This window comes from Pseudomonas sp. FG13 (assembly GCF_057809755.1).
The window spans coordinates 92,113-109,302 of sequence record NZ_JBMDKO010000018.1 but is presented as its reverse complement, the minus strand read 5'-3'; the positions used below and the strand labels follow the sequence as shown (position 1 = coordinate 109,302).

General features: G+C 60.1%; 13 protein-coding genes and 1 pseudogene. 2 read left to right on the top strand and 12 right to left on the bottom strand.

What is annotated here, in order from left to right:
• Positions 1–62: 62 nt before the first annotated feature.
• The gene (locus ACODTO_RS16385; protein ID WP_489106732.1) at positions 63–1,094 is read right to left on the bottom strand and encodes an amidohydrolase family protein; all 1,032 of its coding nucleotides are present in this window, start codon (positions 1,092–1,094) and stop codon (positions 63–65) included.
• A 106-nt stretch (positions 1,095–1,200) separates the two neighbouring features.
• On the opposite strand from ACODTO_RS16385, the gene ACODTO_RS16380 reads away from it, so the two are divergent.
• Complete coding sequence (locus tag ACODTO_RS16380; protein ID WP_489106731.1) at positions 1,201–2,061, top strand: pirin family protein; 861 nt, start codon at positions 1,201–1,203, stop codon at positions 2,059–2,061.
• Between the two features lie 138 nt (positions 2,062–2,199).
• Here the strand turns inward: ACODTO_RS16380 and ACODTO_RS16375 are convergent, their stop codons facing one another.
• The 4 genes from ACODTO_RS16375 to ACODTO_RS16360 form a co-directional block, all read right to left on the bottom strand.
• Positions 2,200–2,928, bottom strand: coding sequence for a dienelactone hydrolase family protein (locus ACODTO_RS16375; RefSeq protein ID WP_175363797.1), 729 nt, complete (start codon positions 2,926–2,928; stop codon positions 2,200–2,202).
• A 66-nt stretch (positions 2,929–2,994) separates the two neighbouring features.
• Positions 2,995–4,899 carry a molecular chaperone HtpG gene (gene htpG / locus ACODTO_RS16370; protein ID WP_175363798.1) on the bottom strand — a complete coding sequence of 635 codons (1,905 nt, stop codon included), beginning with the start codon at positions 4,897–4,899 and terminating at the stop codon, positions 2,995–2,997.
• Positions 4,900–4,985: 86 nt separating this feature from the next.
• Positions 4,986–5,447, bottom strand: coding sequence for a PaaI family thioesterase (locus ACODTO_RS16365; protein ID WP_175385771.1), 462 nt, complete (start codon positions 5,445–5,447; stop codon positions 4,986–4,988).
• The gene (locus tag ACODTO_RS16360; RefSeq protein ID WP_175385770.1) at positions 5,444–5,920 is read right to left on the bottom strand and encodes a PaaI family thioesterase; all 477 of its coding nucleotides are present in this window, start codon (positions 5,918–5,920) and stop codon (positions 5,444–5,446) included. The genes ACODTO_RS16365 and ACODTO_RS16360 overlap by 4 nt, the downstream gene beginning before the upstream one ends.
• A gap of 157 nt (positions 5,921–6,077) precedes the next feature.
• On the opposite strand from ACODTO_RS16360, the gene ACODTO_RS16355 reads away from it, so the two are divergent.
• Positions 6,078–6,329, top strand: coding sequence for a hypothetical protein (locus ACODTO_RS16355; protein WP_041024944.1), 252 nt, complete (start codon positions 6,078–6,080; stop codon positions 6,327–6,329).
• 56 nt (positions 6,330–6,385) lie between these two features.
• Here ACODTO_RS16355 and ACODTO_RS16350 read toward each other — a convergent pair.
• The 7 genes and pseudogenes from ACODTO_RS16350 to ACODTO_RS16320 all read right to left on the bottom strand — a co-directional run bounded on the left by ACODTO_RS16350 (position 6,386) and on the right by ACODTO_RS16320 (position 17,061).
• Positions 6,386–7,137 (bottom strand): annotated as a pseudogene (locus tag ACODTO_RS16350) (DUF599 domain-containing protein).
• Positions 7,138–7,397: 260 nt separating this feature from the next.
• On the bottom strand, positions 7,398–8,711 hold the full coding sequence (gene brnQ / locus ACODTO_RS16345; protein WP_139649039.1) for a branched-chain amino acid transport system II carrier protein: 1,314 nt from the start codon (positions 8,709–8,711) through the stop codon (positions 7,398–7,400).
• Between the two features lie 458 nt (positions 8,712–9,169).
• Entirely contained in the window at positions 9,170–10,054 is an 885-nt protein-coding gene (gene sucD / locus ACODTO_RS16340) for a succinate--CoA ligase subunit alpha (RefSeq protein ID WP_003179236.1), read from the bottom strand.
• A complete protein-coding gene (gene sucC, locus ACODTO_RS16335) occupies positions 10,054–11,220 on the bottom strand; it encodes an ADP-forming succinate--CoA ligase subunit beta (RefSeq protein WP_003179235.1) in 1,167 nt (388 codons plus the stop codon). The genes sucD and sucC overlap by 1 nt, the downstream gene beginning before the upstream one ends.
• 196 nt (positions 11,221–11,416) lie before the next feature.
• Positions 11,417–12,853, bottom strand: coding sequence for a dihydrolipoyl dehydrogenase (gene lpdA, locus ACODTO_RS16330; protein ID WP_175363802.1), 1,437 nt, complete (start codon positions 12,851–12,853; stop codon positions 11,417–11,419).
• Positions 12,854–12,963: 110 nt separating this feature from the next.
• A complete protein-coding gene (gene odhB, locus ACODTO_RS16325; RefSeq protein ID WP_139649035.1) occupies positions 12,964–14,187 on the bottom strand; it encodes a 2-oxoglutarate dehydrogenase complex dihydrolipoyllysine-residue succinyltransferase in 1,224 nt (407 codons plus the stop codon).
• A gap of 42 nt (positions 14,188–14,229) precedes the next feature.
• The gene (locus ACODTO_RS16320; RefSeq protein WP_041024949.1) at positions 14,230–17,061 is read right to left on the bottom strand and encodes a 2-oxoglutarate dehydrogenase E1 component; all 2,832 of its coding nucleotides are present in this window, start codon (positions 17,059–17,061) and stop codon (positions 14,230–14,232) included.
• Positions 17,062–17,190: the final 129 nt, after the last annotated feature.

Sequence of the window (17,190 nt, the reverse complement as noted above, 5' to 3'; positions counted from 1 at the left end):
TACCTGTGGGAGCATAGCTTGCTCGCGATCCAGACACCTCAGCGCTCAAGACCGCGTTGAATTCATCGCGGGCAGGCCTTGCTCCCACACAACACTGCCAGGAAATTATCCCGCGCCACCTTCCTCGCTACCTCTTCGGGCAAGGCATCGAGAAACGGATCGAAGCCGTGCAGCTCCTTCCCCAGTTTGCCGAAACGTCCGACCACATCCGACCCCACCATGAAGCGCTCCGGAAAGCGCTCCACCAGCCTTACCCACTCCGGCCGAGGCGTGCCCGCTTCGTCGAGCAAATAGGGCGTGAGCAGGCTCCAGGACAGATCTATGTACAGATTGGGGTAGGCCTCGAGCAGCCGGGTCAGGGTTGGCAGCAGGAAATCCAATCGGGTCTGATGCCGATGAATCTCCATGCTGGTGCCGGCGTGGGCCCAGATGAAGCGGGTGTGCGGGTGCCTGCGCAACGATTCTTCGATTTCTGGCAGGTAAAGCGGATTCTTCTCACGCTTGGAGGTGATGTTGGAATGCAGCATTACCGGCAGGTCGTGCTCGGCCGCCAAGTGATAGATCATCGTCATGGCTTCGTTGTTGGCGCGCGGGGTGTCGCCCGAGGTCAGCGCCGTGAGGTCATCATGACGGGTGAAGACTTCACCGATGCCTTGCCACAACCCCGGGTACAGATCGAGCATGCGCTGGACATGGGCGGCGGAGTTCTTGTCATTGGGGTTGAAACCCGACAGGAACGGATGAAAGTGCCGGCGTTGCTCGGTGGTCAACTTGCTCACCGCCGCCGCGACAATCCCATCGGTGGCGCTGTACCAATAGGCATCCGCATCGTCACCGGCGTAATAACGTGGACGCTTGGGCTCGTCCTCGTGCCATTTCTTGGCGACCGGGATACCTGCAATCATCACATGCTCGATGCGATTGTCGGCCATCGCCTGGAGCAGCTTGGGCATGCCGGCGGTTTCCTGAAAGAAATCGACGTAATGCAGGTGCGCATCGCTGTAGGCATATTCGCGGGCCATGGCGGCACTGCTCGAAGCGATCAGCAACCAGGCGAAGATCAGACGGGTCAATGGGTCATCTCCAAGGGCCATGAGCAGCATAGACCCCACCCTTCCCACCCAGGTTCAAGTCGCCCGTGCCGCCAACCGCGACGGCGGGTTATGCTCGCCGCATCCGTTGTTCAATCCGGGAGACACCATGACCCTGCCCCTGACCGTTCGCCCCCGCGCAGAAGATGTCGAAGGCCAGCCGATTCTTCGCCCGCTGCCGTCCGCCAAGTGCCGCAGCGTGGGACCTTTCGTGTTTTTCGACCATATGCTGCAGACCACCTACCCGGCCGGCAAAGGGATGAATATCCGCCAGCATCCCCACATCGGGCTCTCCACCCTCACCTACCTGTTCGAAGGAAAAATCCAACACAAGGACAGCCTGGGCTCGGACCAGGTGGTCGAGGCCGGGGATGTCAGTTGGATGACCGCTGGCAGCGCCATAGCCCATGTCGAGCGCACGCCGGCCGCGCAACTGGGCAGCGATTTCGTCATGCACGGCTTGCAAGTCTGGCTGGCCTCGCCCCAATCCCACGAACAAGGGCCGGGGCATTACAGCCATCACCCGGCACGCACCCTGCCGGTCAGCGACAACCTGGGCGTCGTTATCCGCATGATCGCCGGGTCAGGCTTTTGCCTGGAATCGCCAGTACCGGTGCTGTCTCCTACGCTCTATGCCGAACTCAACCTGCAAACCGCGACGACGCTGCTGATTCCCACCGAGCATGCAGAACGGGCACTGTACGTATTGAGCGGTGAAGCGCTGCTCGAAGGAGAGCCAGTGGAGCCCCATTCCCTAGTGATATTGCCGGTCGGGGAAGAGATAACGCTGTTTGCCAGCAGCGACTGCCATGCCGTGCTGTTCGGCGGCGCACCGCTGGACGGGCCGCGGCGGATGAACTGGAACTTTGTCGCCAGCGATCCGGCCCGGATCGACGAAGCCCGCCGCCGCTGGGCGGCCGGAGACTGGCCGACCGTGCCGGGGGAAAGTGAGCGGATCGAGTTGCCCTGAGTTCAGTATCGCCTGATAGATCGCCATCGCGAGCAGGCTCGCTCCCACAGGAGGGCGTCGTTCACCCATCCAATGTGGGAGCGAGCCTGCTCGCGATGACGGCAGGCCAGACAACAACAGAATCAGATCAAGCCCAACTCAGCCCGCAAACACTTCATCCAGTAAATTATGCATCGACCGGAACGCCCGCGTGGCCACCTTGGGGTTGTACATCATCTTGCCCGGTACATTGGCGTGGGGGTCGGTGAACGAATGCACCGCGCCACCGTAGCTGAGCAGCTGCCAATCGACCCCGGCGGCGTTCATTTCGTCTTCGAAGGCCGGCAGTTGTTCTTTCGGCACCAGCGGGTCTGACGCGCCGTGCATCACCAGCACCGAGCCCTTGATGTTCTGCGCATCCGCCGGGTTCGGCGTATCCAGGGTGCCATGGAACGAGATGGCGGCCTTCAGCGGCGCACCCGCGCGGGCCAGTTCCAAGGCACAGCAACCGCCGAAGCAGAAGCCGAACGTGGCGAGTCTCGCAACGTCGACCGGCGTCTCACCCTGCCCTTGCAGTTGTTCGAATGCCGCCTGCATGCGCTTGCGCAACAGAGCCCGGTCATTCTTGAGCGGCATCATCGCCGCCCCCGCCTCATCGGCATTGGTAGGGCGCACGGTCTGGCCGTACAGGTCGGCGATCAACACCACATACCCCTTGGCCGCCACCGACTTGGCGATGTCCTCGGCCCCCGCCCCAACCCCCATCCAGTTCGGCGCCATCAGCAAGCCCGGACGCGGGCCCTGCTGGGCGGCATCGAAGGCCAGGCGACTTTCGTAGGTCTGGCCGTCGATCTGATAGACCACTGAACGAACCGTAATCTGACTCATGACTGTCTCCTTTTTAATGGATACCAGAAACGAAAACCCCGCCGAAGCGGGGTTTTCCTTACCTCATCAAGCTGACAGTTCAACCAGCAGCTTGTTCAGGCGACGTACATAGGCCGCCGGGTCCTTCAGGCTGTCGCCCGCCGCCAGGGCCGCCTGGTCGAACAGGATGTGCGACAGGTCGCCGAAGCGCTCTTCGCTCTGCTCGTTGTCGAGTTTTTCCACCAGCGGGTGAGCCGGGTTGAACTCGAAAATCGGCTTGGAGTCCGGGACTTTCTGGCCGCTGGCTTCCAGGATCTGGCGCATTTGCAGGCCGAGGTCCTGTTCACCGATGGCCAGGATCGCCGGGGAATCGGTCAGGCGGTGCGAGACACGCACTTCGCTGACGGCATCGCCCAGGGCTGTCTTGATCCGCTCCACCAGGCCTTCCTTGCTCTTGGCGACTTCTTCGGCAGCTTTCTTGTCTTCTTCCGAATCCAGGTTGCCGAGGTCCAGGTCGCCACGGGCCACGTCGACGAAGCTCTTGCCGTCGAACTCGTTGAGGTAGCTCATCAGCCACTCATCGATACGGTCGGTCAGCAGCAGCACTTCGATGCCTTTCTTGCGGAAGACTTCCAGGTGCGGGCTGTTCTTGACCTGTGCATAAGTTTCACCGGTCAGGTAGTAGATCTTGTCCTGACCTTCCTTGGCGCGGGCCAGGTAATCGGCCAGACCGACGATCTGCTCGCCATCGTCACCCTGGGTCGACGCAAAGCGCAGCAGGCCGGCGATCTTCTCTTTGTTGGCGAAGTCCTCGGCCGGACCTTCTTTCATCACCTGGCCGAAGTTCTTCCAGAAGCTCTTGTATTGCTCGGGCTCGTTCTTCGCCAGTTTTTCCAGCATGTCCAGGACACGCTTGGTCAGCGCCGACTTCATGGAATCGATGATCGGATCTTTCTGCAGGATTTCCCGCGAAACGTTCAGGGACAGATCGTTGGAATCCACCACACCCTTGATGAAACGCAGGTACAGCGGCAGGAACGATTCGGCCTGGTCCATCACGAACACGCGCTGCACGTACAGCTTCAGGCCACGTGGCGCTTCACGCTGGTACAGGTCGAACGGAGCACGGGCCGGCACGTACAACAGCGAGTTGTATTCCAGCTTGCCTTCGACCTTGTTATGGCTCCAGCTCAGCGGGTTCTCGTAATCGTGGGCGATGTGCTTGTAGAACTCCTGGTATTCCTCGTCCTTCACCTCGGTGCGTGGCCGAGTCCACAGGGCGCTGGCGCGGTTGACGGTTTCCCATTCCACTTCAGGCTTTTCTTCGCCTTCAGCGGCGGTGACTTCCTTCGGCAGCTCGATCGGCAACGCGATATGGTCGGAGTACTTCTTGATGATGTTGCGCAGGCGCCAGCCATCGGCGAATTCGTCCTCACCGGACTTGAGGTGCAGCACGATGCGGGTGCCGCGATCAGCCTTGTCGACGGTGGCGACTTCGAACTCGCCCTCGCCCTTGGACGACCAATGCACGCCTTCGCTCGCAGCGAGGCCGGCACGGCGGCTGAATACTTCGACCTGCTCGGCGACGATGAACGCGGAATAGAAGCCGACGCCGAACTGACCGATCAGGTGGGAATCCTTCTTCTGGTCGCCCGACAGGTTTTTCATGAAATCGGCAGTGCCGGACTTGGCGATGGTGCCCAGGTGCGTGATCACCTCTTCGCGGCTCATGCCGATACCGTTGTCTTCGAGGGTGACGGTCTTGGCGTCCTTGTCGAAGCTCACACGGATTTTCAGTTCAGCGCCGCCTTCCAGCAATTCTGGCTTGGACAGGGCTTCGAAACGCAATTTGTCGACAGCGTCGGAGGCGTTTGAAATCAGCTCGCGAAGGAAAATTTCCTTATTCGAATACAGCGAGTGAATCATCAGGTGCAGCAGTTGCTTTACCTCGGTCTGGAAGCCCAGGGTTTCCTTTTGAGTTTCCACGCTCATGGTCATCAAACTCCAAGTGGATGGTGGTGTCCGCCTCGCTGAGATGGCGGCGGGATGTCCTCAAGGTGGGGGCAGCGATGGGGATTTCAAGGGTGGTCCGGCTTTGCAGGCTCCTGGATCTTGAAATGCGCCCGTGCGGTTGCGATCGGCTCGGCTTCCACGTCTTGCCAGGCAGTGACGGCAACGTTGGCCACCCGCCGGCCCTGGCGCCAGACCTGGCACCTGGCATAGGTGTCGCGAAATTGCCCGGCGCGCAGGTAATCCAAGGAGAAATCGATGATCTTCGGCACACCCGGCGCGCGAGTGACGATCAACAGATGGACGGCTGCCGCCAGCTCCATGAAGCCGGCAATGACGCCGCCATGGATCGCCGGCAGTAAAGGGTTACCAATATTGTCCTTGTTGGCCGGCAGACGAAAGAGCAGGTCATCGCCCTGGCGCACGCATTCGACGCCGATGAGCTGGGCATAGGGGATCGCGGCGAGCAGCCGCGCATGATCGCCCTGCTCGCAGGCCTGGCGCAGGTGTTCCCGGGTAATGTTGGTCATGGCGTGTTCCTGGCAGTCATCGGGCCGCCTTTCGTCAGCCCCCTGGCGTGCTGGCCCAGGCGCATGAACGTACCCACCACATGGGCGATGGGCTGATCGGGATCGTCCTGATAGGCGAAACCACGGGTGAAAATCACGTCCGGCGTCACCCGATAGCATTGCGCGAAACCATAGACATCCTTGTTCGGCTCGGCGGCGTGCATGTAGTCGATGCGCAGGTCCAGGGTCGGACAGACCTCGAACTCAGGCAGCACGCAGAGGGTCGACATGCCGCAGGCGGTGTCCATCAATGAGGTCAACGCCCCGCCATGAAGGACACCGGTAAGCGGGTTGCCCACGATCCGGGGGCTGAAAGGCAGCACCAGGGTCAAGCCTTCGTGGCTGGCGCTGTGCAACTTCAGGCCCAGCACCTGGCAATGTCTCAGCGCGGACAGGAAACGCGTGGCGCGCTCAAAAACGGGGTCTTCGGCCATGGGTTCAATGCTCTTGTCAGTAACGAGGCGTGATAACAGGCGCGACTCATAAAGTTCCATTGCATAGCAAAGTTATATATCTGTCGCAAAAGAGGAACTTAACCCGAGGGGGATTGCTCAAACGGCCAGTAGTTATATCCATAAGGAGAAACACCCCATGCGTAAGACTTTAGCTATTGCCTTGATGTTGGCCGCCTCCCTCGGTCTCGCTGCCTGCGATAAGAAATCCGAGGACAAAGCTCAAGATGCCAACCAACATGCTGAGCAAGCTCAGCAGGACATGAACAAAGCACAGGATAAAGTGAACGACGCGGCGAAAGAAAACGCCGAAGCCGCCAAAGATCAGGCTGAAGCGAACAAAGCCGCTGCTCAGGAACAAGCTCCTGCCACAGCGCCTAAAACCAACTGATCGGTTTTAGCGGCAAAAGAAAACCCGCCAAGTGCGGGTTTTCTTTTGCCTGCGATTTATCCGGCCGTTGTCATGCCGCGTCCTTGACGACTTCCGGTGCCGGTACTTCCGTCGGCGTATAGACCATGACGTCCAGCACATCGGAATGAAACTCGCGCTGATAGAGCACGAACACCACGCCGGCACTCATCAACATGAATAACCAGGGGCTGACGAACCACGCCAACATGGTCATGCCGAAGTAATAAGAACGCAGGCCGAAGTTGAACTGGTTGGCGGCCATCGAGATAACTCGCGCGGCCCGCAGTGCAAAGGCCTTGCGTTCCTGCTCCGAGACATGGCGTTCGCCGATCATCGGTGCCGAGCCCACCAGGACCGCCGCGAAGTTGTATTGACGCATGCACCAGCTGAACGTGAAGAACGCGTACACGAACACCAACGCCAGGCACAGCAGCTTGACTTCGGCCATGCCCTGGGAAGCCTGCTGCACCAGCGGCAGGTCCGCCAGCAAGGACACCGCCCGGTCGGATGCGCCGAGTACCGTCAGGATGCCGGCCAGGATGATCAACGTGCTGGAGGCAAAGAATGATGCGTTACGCTCCAGGTTACCGATCACGCTGGCGTCGGCGATACGGTTCTCGCGCAGCAGCATGCGACGCATCCAGTCTTCACGATACAGGTGCATCACGCTGGCCAGACAGGCCGTATCACGGGCCTTCCACGTGGCATAACGGGTATAGCCGCCCCAGCAGACGATGAACCAGACAGCGGCCAGGAGATGGATCAGGTTGACTTGGATGAATGACATGCAATTCCTTGTATAAAAAGAACATGGTGCAGTTGCTGCGCCTCCTGTGGGAGCGAGCCTGCTCGCGATTGCGATTGATCAGCTATCCATTCATTGGCTGACTTACCGCTATCGCAAGCAGGCTCGCTCCCACAGGAAAACTTCATTTGTGCAGGACACTGCTTCGACGTTAGCCCAAGGAAAAAGACACCGCTGCATAAAAAAATGCCCCGTATCGATTGATACGGGGCATTTCGGTTAGCGAGAACGGCTGTAGATGCTTAAGCCAGTGCTTCGCTGCGCTTGCCCAGCAGGCGATCACACACCACGGCCACGACCAGGGTCATGACCGACGGCACCAGCCAGGCCAGCCCCTGCTCGCTCAGCGGCAGATGAGCCAGTTGCGCCGGCATCCAGTCTGCCAGCCCTGCTCCCTTGAGCGCGTCGACCAGGCCAAACAGGAACGACACCAGCATCACCGGGCCGACGATGCGCCCCTGTTCGTGCCAGAAGTCCTTGCAGAAGCTCAGGGCCACCAGGGCGATGCACGGTGGATAGATGGCGGTCAGCACCGGAATCGAGAAGGCGATCAGCTTGGTCAGGCCGAGGTTGGACACCAGCAACGAAAACGCCGCCAGGATCACCACCAGCGTCTTGTAGGACAGCGGCAGGACGCGACTGAAGTATTCGGCACAGGCACAGGTCAGGCCCACCGCGGTCACCAGGCAGGCCAGGGAGATCAGTACGGCGAGGAAACCGCTGCCCAGGCTGCCGAAGGTGTGTTGCACGTAGGCATGCAGCACGGCAGCGCCGTTGGTGGCACCCAGCGCCACTTCGTGGCTGCCCGAACCCAGGCGGAACAGGCTGATATAGACCAGCGCCAGGCCGAGCCCGGCGATCAACCCGGCAATGATTGCGTAACGGGTGATCAAGGCCGGCGATTCGACGCCTCGGGAGCGGATCGCGTTGACGATGACGATGCCGAACACCAGGGCACCGAGGGTATCCATGGTCAGGTAGCCGTTGATGAAACCCTGGGAGAACGGTGCCGCGACATACTCCGGCGTGGCCACGCCGATACCACCGGCGGGCAAGGCAAACGCTGCGATCCCCAACACGGCCAGGGCAATGATCTTCAGCGGCGCGAGGAACCGTCCAACGGTATCCAGCAGCCGACCCGGGTAGAGCGAGATGAAGAACACCACCAGGAAATACACCGCGCTGTAGAGGAACAGCGCCAGCGGGCTTTCGCCGGTCAGCGGCGCCAGGCCGACTTCGAACGAGACGGTGGCGGTACGCGGCGTGGCGAACAGCGGGCCGACGGCCAGGTAGCAGACCGCGGCCAGCAGACCGCCGGCGATCTTGCCGATGGGGCTGCTCAAGGCATCCATCGCCCCGCCGACCTTCGCCAGGGCGACCACGGTGACCACCGGCAGCCCGACCGCCGTGATCAGAAAGCCCAGCGCCGCCATCCAGACATGAGGCCCGGACTGCAAACCGACGATAGGCGGGAAGATGATGTTGCCGGCCCCGACGAACAGGGCAAATGTCATGAAACCAAGCGCCAGGATGTCCTGGCCTTTCAACACTTTCATTAAGGAAACCACACTACTGAATCGGAATTTAGAGAGGGATTTCCCCGAGGGTAGAGGGAAATGCTGCCGATCCGTATGGGACCGACCCGTTTAGCGCGGCGCTTCCTTGTGGGCAGCGGTCGCAAAATGGCTGCTAGCCTAACCAATCTGGAGCACAAACGCACTGTTACAGGGCAAACTATCCGATACACGACGTTTCTGTGTCGCGTTTACATATCTATTTTTCCCCCATAACCTCCCTGGTGGACAGCGGATGACCTGTGGCGAGGAGATTTATCTGTGGGAGCAAGGCTTGCCCGCGACGAAGACGGCTCGGTGCCTGCGAAAACGAGGCGCCTGCATCGCGGGCAAGCCTTGCTCCCACACTTGCTTCCACGCTGCTTCCACACAAGTACCAGAAACGACAAAGGCCACCCGAAGGTGGCCTTTGTCGCTGGAACGAAAAGGTCAGCCGAAGCTTACTTCTTCATTTCCCAGCCAGTCAGCTCGGCCAGGGCCTTGCCGATGTCTGCCAGCGAACGCACGGTTTTCACGCCTGCGTCTTGCAGTGCAGCGAACTTCTCGTCTGCAGTGCCTTTGCCGCCAGAGATGATTGCGCCAGCATGGCCCATGCGCTTGCCCGGAGGAGCAGTCACACCTGCGATGTAGGAAACAACCGGCTTGGTCACGTTTGCCTTGATGTAGGCAGCCGCTTCTTCTTCAGCCGAACCGCCGATCTCACCGATCATGACGATCGCTTCGGTCTTCGGGTCTTCCTGGAACAGCTTCAGGATGTCGATGAAGTTCGAGCCTGGGATCGGGTCACCGCCGATGCCGACGCAAGTCGACTGACCGAAACCGGCGTCAGTGGTCTGCTTCACAGCTTCGTAGGTCAGGGTGCCGGAACGGGAAACGATACCGACCTTGCCTGGCAAGTGAATGTGACCTGGCATGATGCCGATCTTGCATTCGCCTGGAGTGATCACGCCTGGGCAGTTAGGGCCGATCAGGGTGATACCCAGCTCGTCGCACTTGACCTTGGCTTCCAGCATGTCGATGGTCGGGATGCCTTCGGTGATGCACACGATCAGCTTGATGCCGCCGAACGCCGCTTCAAGGATGGAATCCTTGCAGAAAGGAGCCGGAACGTAGATCACGCTGGCGGTAGCGCCAGTGGCTGCAACAGCGTCCTTGACGGTGTTGAAGACAGGCAGGCCCAGGTGCTCGGTGCCGCCCTTGCCAGGCGTTACGCCGCCAACCATCTTGGTGCCGTATTCGATGGCTTGCTGGGTGTGGAAACTACCTTGCGAACCGGTAATACCCTGGCAGATAACCTTGGTGTCTTTATTGATCAGGACGCTCATTATTTGCCCTCCGCAGCTTTAACGACTTGTTGAGCAGCGTCGGTCAGGCTGGTAGCAGCGATGATGTTCAAACCGCTTTCTGCCAGTACTTTAGCGCCCAGCTCAGCGTTGTTGCCTTCGAGGCGAACAACAACCGGGATTTTCACGCCAACTTCTTTCACGGCGCCGATGATGCCTTCGGCAATCATGTCGCAACGAACGATGCCGCCGAAGATGTTGACCAGTACTGCAGCGACGTTGGTGTCGGACAGGATGATCTTGAACGCTTCGGTTACGCGTTCCTTGGTAGCACCACCGCCCACGTCGAGGAAGTTGGCTGGCTTGCCGCCATGCAGGTTGACGATGTCCATGGTACCCATGGCCAGGCCGGCACCGTTGACCATGCAGCCGATGTTACCTTCCAGGGCTACGTAGTTCAGTTCGAACTTGGCAGCGTGCGCTTCGCGCGGATCGTCTTGCGACGGATCGTGGAAAGTCTTCAGCTTAGGCTGACGGTACATGGCGTTGGCGTCGATGTTGATCTTGGCATCGAGGCAGTGCAGGTCGCCGTCGGCCTTGATCACCAGCGGGTTCACTTCCAGCAGTGCCAGGTCGTGGTCCTGGAACAGCTTGGCCAGACCTACGAAGATCTTGGCGAATTGAGTGACCTGCTTGCCTTCCAGACCCAGCTGGAATGCCAGTTCGCGACCCTGGAATGGCTGAGCGCCAACCAGTGGATCGATGGTGGCCTTGAGGATTTTCTCAGGGGTATCGTGAGCGATTTTCTCGATGTCCACGCCACCTTCGGTGGAAGCCATGAACACGATGCGGCGGCTCGAACGGTCAACGACAGCGCCCAGGTACAGCTCTTTAGCGATATCAGTGCACGATTCAACCAGGATCTTGGTGACTGGCTGACCATTGGCATCAGTCTGGTAAGTTACCAGACGCTTGCCCAGCCACTGCTGTGCGAAGGCCTTGGCGTCTTCTTTGCTGCGAACCAGCTTGACGCCGCCCGCTTTACCGCGACCACCGGCGTGAACCTGGGCTTTGACAACCCACTCGCTGCCGCCGATTTTGTCGCAAGCTTCTGCTGCTGCTTCCGGGGTGTCTACCGCGTAGCCTGTGGATACTGGCAGGCCGTACTCAGCGAACAGCTGCTTACCCTGATACTCGTGAAGATTCATGCTTATTACCGTCTTCGTTAGGTACTGCGCATTCGGTGCTGCACCGTTTCAGTGCCGCACCACCTGTGACTGCTGCTTGCGTAGCCTTCCGGGCAACCGGTCGAGCTACGCAAGACTGCGTCCAGCGGACATTCCGCGGTGAGTCTTGCTCGCAAGGCTCACGACGGGCCGAACCGCCGTGGTTTCTTATTATTTATTAACGCTTCTTGCGGTTGGCCACGTGGATGGCGCCGCCATTTACGGCCAGGGCCGCTTCGTGCAAGGCTTCGGACAGGGTCGGATGGGAGAAGACCATCATGCCCAGATCTTCAGCGCTGGTGCCGAATTCCATGCCGATCGCGCCTTGCTGTACCAGCTCGGCAGCGCTTGGGCCGATGACGTGAACGCCCAATACGCGATCCGTCTTGGCATCGGCGATGACTTTCACGAAACCGCCGGTATCGTTGGCTGCCATGGCACGGCCACTGGCGGCGAACGGGAAGGTGCCGACGTTAACTTCAACGCCTTCGGCTTTCAAGGCTTGCTCGGTTTTACCGACCCATGCGATTTCCGGGTGGGTGTAGATAACCGAAGGGATCAGGTCGTAGTTCATCTGGGCCTTGTGACCCTTGATGCGCTCGACCACCACGATGCCTTCTTCGGACGCCTTGTGCGCCAGCATCATGCCGCGGACCACGTCACCGATGGCGTAGACGCCCGGTACGGTGGTGGCGCAGAAATCATCAACCTGGATGAAACCGCGCTCGTCGATTTCAACACCGCTGTCGGCAGCCAGCAGGTCGGTGGTCACCGGACGACGGCCGACCGCAACGATCAGTTTGTCGAAGGTGATGGTCTGTTCGCCGTTGGCGTCGGTGTAAGTCACCACGACTTCTTCGCCGTTGACCTTCGAACCGGTCACGCGAGCGCCCAGCTTGATGTCCAGGCCCTGTTTGGTCAGGGTTTTCAGCGCTTCCTTGGAAACTGCAGTGTCAGCCGCCATCAGGAAGGTGTCGAGGGCTTCCAGTACGGTCACTTGCGCACCCAGGCGCGACCATACCGAACCCAGCTCGAGGCCGATCACGCCAGCGCCGATCACGCCCAGGCGTTTTGGCACGGTCTGGAATTCCAGGGCACCGGTGGAATCGACGATCACATTCTGGTCGACCGGAGCCGGTGGAATGTCGATCGGACGCGAGCCAGGAGCCAGGATGACGTTTTCGGCTTCGATCACTTCAACCGAGCCGTCCGGCTTGGTCACTTCGACTTTCTTGCCCAGCAGCAACTTGCCGTGGCCCTGGATCGAGGTCACGCCGTTGGCCTTGAACAGGGTGGCAACACCGCTGGTCAGGTTCTTCACGATGTTGGCCTTGCGACCGACCATCGCCGGTACATCCATGCTCACGCCGGAGTGGCTGATACCGTGGATCTTGAAGCCGTCTTGCGCTTCGTGGAACTTCCAGGAGCTGTCCAGCAGCGCCTTGGATGGAATGCAACCGACGTTCAGGCAGGTACCGCCCAGGGCCAGTTTGCCCTCTTTGTCGGTGTACTTCTCGATGCAGGCAGTAGTGAGGCCCAGTTGCGCAGCCTTGATGGCCGCTACGTAGCCACCAGGGCCCGCACCAATCACTACCACGTCGAATTTCTGAGTCATGAGTCATTCCTTCTCGAATCAAACCGGACGGTCACTTGTGGAGACCGCCGTGGGACGAAACCGGTTGTTTCAGCAAAGGGCCGATCGACAGACCGGCCCTCGCGGCGATATCAGATATCCAGCAGCAGACGAGCCGGATCTTCCAGCAGGTTCTTGATGGTCACCAGGAACGTCACGGCTTCTTTACCATCGATCAGGCGGTGATCGTAGGACAGGGCCAGGTACATCATCGGGCGAATCACAACCTGACCGTTGATCGCCATCGGACGCTGCAGAATGTTGTGCATGCCCAGGATCGCCGCTTGTGGCGGGTTGACGATCGGCGTCGACATCATCGAACCGAATGTACCACCGTTGGTGATGGTGAACGTACCGCCGGTCATCTCTTCGATGGACAGCTTGCCGTCACGGGCCTTCTTGCCGAAGGTGGCGATGCCGCCTTCGATTTCGGCCAGGCTCATCAGTTCGGCGTTACGCAGGACCGGAACCACCAGGCCACGGTCGCTGGAAACCGCAACACCGATGTCGGCATAGCCGTGGTAGACGATGTCGGAACCGTCGATCGACGCGTTGACGGCCGGGAAGCGTTTCAGCGCTTCGGTGGCAGCCTTGACGAAGAACGACATGAAGCCCAGGCGTACGCCATTGTGGGACTTCTCGAACAGGTCCTTGTACTTCGAACGCAGGGCCATGACTTCGGTCATGTCGACTTCGTTGAAGGTGGTCAGCATCGCCATGTTCGACTGGGCTTCGACCAGACGCTCGGCAACCTTGGCACGCAGGCGAGTCATCGGTACGCGTTTTTCAACGCGATCACCGGCAGCGAACACCGGTGCCGAAGCGGCCGGTGCGGCTGGCTTGGCAGGTGCGGCGGCTGGAGCGGCTTTCTTGGCGGCCACGGCGGCAACGACGTCTTCCTTGGTCACACGACCACCCTTGCCGGTGCCGGCAACGGAAGCGATGTTGATGCCGTTTTCTTCGGCGATCTTGCGGGCAGCCGGCGCAGCGACTGGATCGTCTTCGCCATCGGCAGCCGGAGCGGCGGCCTGGGCAGCGGCAGGTGCAGCAGCAGCGGCCGGAGCAGCGGCGGCAGCACCACCTTCAACGATCGAGCCCAGCACTTCGTCGGACAGAACAGTGTCGCCTTCGTTCTTGACGATCGCGCCCAGCACGCCGTCGGCGGTCGCCAGGACTTCCAGCACGACCTTGTCGGTCTCGATGTCGACGATCAGTTCGTCACGCTTGACAGCCTCGCCCGGTTTTTTGTGCCAGGTGGCAACGGTGCCATCGGCAACCGATTCCGGGAAAGTGGGGGCTTTGATCTCGATAGCCATTATCTGTGGTTCCTTAAATTCGGTTTCAGGTGCGCGAAGGCATTAAACGGTGAAGGCATCTTGCAGCAGTTGTTCCTGCTGCTCGGCGTGCATCGATGCGTAACCACAAGCAGGTGCAGCAGAAGCGTCACGACCGGCGTATTCCAGGCCCAGGGCCTTGTTATGGTTGCCGATGCTGCGACGCAGGTGATGCTGGCTGCTGTACCACGCGCCCTGGTTCATCGGTTCTTCCTGACACCACACCACGTCGGTGAGATTGGTGTAAGGCGCGATGGCCTCCATCAGGTCTTCTTCCGGGAACGGGTAAAGCTGCTCGATACGCACGATGGCGATGTCTTCGCGGCCTTCGGCACGACGTTTTTCCAGCAGGTCGTAGTAGACCTTGCCGCTGCACAGGATCAGGCGAGTCACCTTGGCCGCGTCCAGTGTATCGATCTCGGAAATAACGGTCTGGAACGAGCCTTCGGCCAGGTCCTCGAGCGTGGAGATCGCCAGCTTGTGGCGCAGCAACGACTTCGGCGTCAGCACGATCAGCGGCTTGCGCAGCGGACGGATGACCTGACGACGCAGCAGGTGATAGATCTGAGCCGGGGTCGTCGGTACGCAGACCTGGACGTTGTGCTCGGCGCACAGTTGCAGGTAACGCTCCAGACGTGCCGAGGAGTGCTCCGGCCCCTGCCCTTCATAACCGTGTGGCAGCAGCATGGTCAGGCCGCACAGACGACCCCACTTGTGCTCGCCGCTGGTGATGAACTGGTCGACCACCACCTGGGCACCGTTGGCGAAGTCGCCGAACTGGGCTTCCCAGATCACCAGCGCATTCGGCTCGGTGGTGGAGTAGCCATATTCGAACGCCAGGACGGCTTCCTCGGACAGCAGCGAATCGTACAGGTCGAAACGTGGCTGGCCTTTGTACAGGTGTTGCAGCGGGATGTAGGTGCTGGCGTCTTTCTGGTTGTGCAGCGCCGCGTGGCGGTGCGAGAAAGTGCCGCGACCTACGTCCTGGCCGGTGATGCGGATCGGGTGACCTTCGAACGCCAGGGTCGCGTACGCCATGGTTTCGGCGTAACCCCAGTTGATCGGCAGGCCGCCGGCTTGCATCTTCTGACGGTCTTCGTAGATCTTCGCGACCTGGCGCTGGACCACGAAACCTTCCGGAATTTCCAGCAGCTTGGCGGACAGTTCCTGAAGGGTCTTGAGGTCGAAACGCGTGTCGTGACGAGCGGTCCAGGCGTGGCCCAGGTATGGACGCCAGTCCACGAACAGCTCTTTGTTCGGCTCTTTGACCAGGCTTTTTACAACGTGCAGGCCATTGTCCAGGGCGTTGCGATATTCATCGACTTTTTCCTGGACGCGCTCGGCATTCAGCACGCCGCTCTGGGTCAGACGCTCGGCATACAGCTCACGGGTAGTGCGCTGCTTGGCGATCTGCTGGTACATCAGAGGCTGGGTGCCGCTTGGCTCGTCGGCTTCGTTGTGGCCGCGACGACGGTAGCAGACCAGGTCGATCACCACGTCACGCTTGTACTGCATGCGGTAGTCGATGGCCAGCTGGGTCACGAACAGCACGGCTTCCGGATCATCGCCATTCACATGGAGGATCGGCGCCTGGATCATCTTCGCCACGTCGGTCGCGTACTCGGTGGAGCGCGAGTCCAACGGGTTGCTGATGGTGAAACCAACCTGGTTGTTGATGACGATGTGCACCGTACCGCCGGTCTTGAAACCGCGGGTCTGGGACATCTGGAAGGTTTCCATGACCACGCCCTGACCGGCGAATGCCGCGTCACCGTGGATGGAGATCGGCAGTACCTTCTCGCCGGTCGGGTCGTTGCGACGATCCTGACGGGCGCGAACCGAACCTTCGACCACCGGGGAAACGATTTCCAGGTGGGACGGGTTGAACGCCATGGCCAGGTGGACTTCGCCACCGGTGGTCATCACGTTGGACGAGAAGCCCTGGTGGTATTTAACGTCACCGGAACCCAGCTCGACCTTCTTCTTGCCTTCGAACTCGTCGAACAGCTCGCGCGGGTTCTTGCCGAAGGTGTTGACCAGCACGTTGAGACGGCCACGGTGGGCCATGCCGATGACCACTTCCTTGGTGCCGTACGAACCGGAACGCTGGATCAGCTCGTCCAGCATCGGAATCAGGCTCTCGCCGCCTTCCAGGCCGAAACGCTTGGTGCCCGGGTATTTGGTGCCCAGGTACTTTTCCAGACCTTCACCGGCAGTGACGCGCTCGAGCAGGTGGCTCTTGATGTCGGCGGAGTACGTCGGACGGCCACGAACGCTTTCCAGACGCTGCTGGAACCACTGGCGTTGCTCGGAATCGGTGATGTGCGTGAACTCAGCGCCAATGGTGCGGCAATATGTCTGCTGCAACGCTTCGTGAATTTCACGTAGGCTCGCTTCCTCTTTGCCGATGAACAGGTCGCCGGCACGGAAGGTCGTATCAAGATCGGCATTGGTCAAGCCGTAGTGAGTGATCGACAGGTCTGCAGGTGCAGGACGCTGCCACAGCCCCAGCGGGTCCAGCTGGGCTGCCTGGTGGCCTCGCATCCTGTAGGCCTGGATCAGTCGCAGTACTTCAACTTGCTTCTTCTCGTGTTCGCTGCTCACGCTGCCGGCGGAGACCGGTTGAGCGCGGCGCTGGTTCTTTGCCAGCAGCACGAAATGATCGCGAATCGTCGAGTGCGAAACATCGGTGGCAGAGTTACCGTCAGCTGGCAACTTCTGAAAATAGGTGCGCCATTCTTCTGGCACAGCGTTAGGGTCGTGCAGGTAGAGCTCGTAGAGCTCTTCCACATAGGCAGCGTTACCACCGGAGAGGTGGGCACTGTTCCACATGCGCTGCATCACGCTTTCTTGCATGCTTGGTCACCCTCGATTAGGGGAACACCATCGGCGAAAACACCGAGCAAACTTGCAGAAGTCCGAGTGCAGCGACTAAAACAAGCCACTTAGGATCACGCTGATAGTCCGGGTACCAGCCCGGATGCC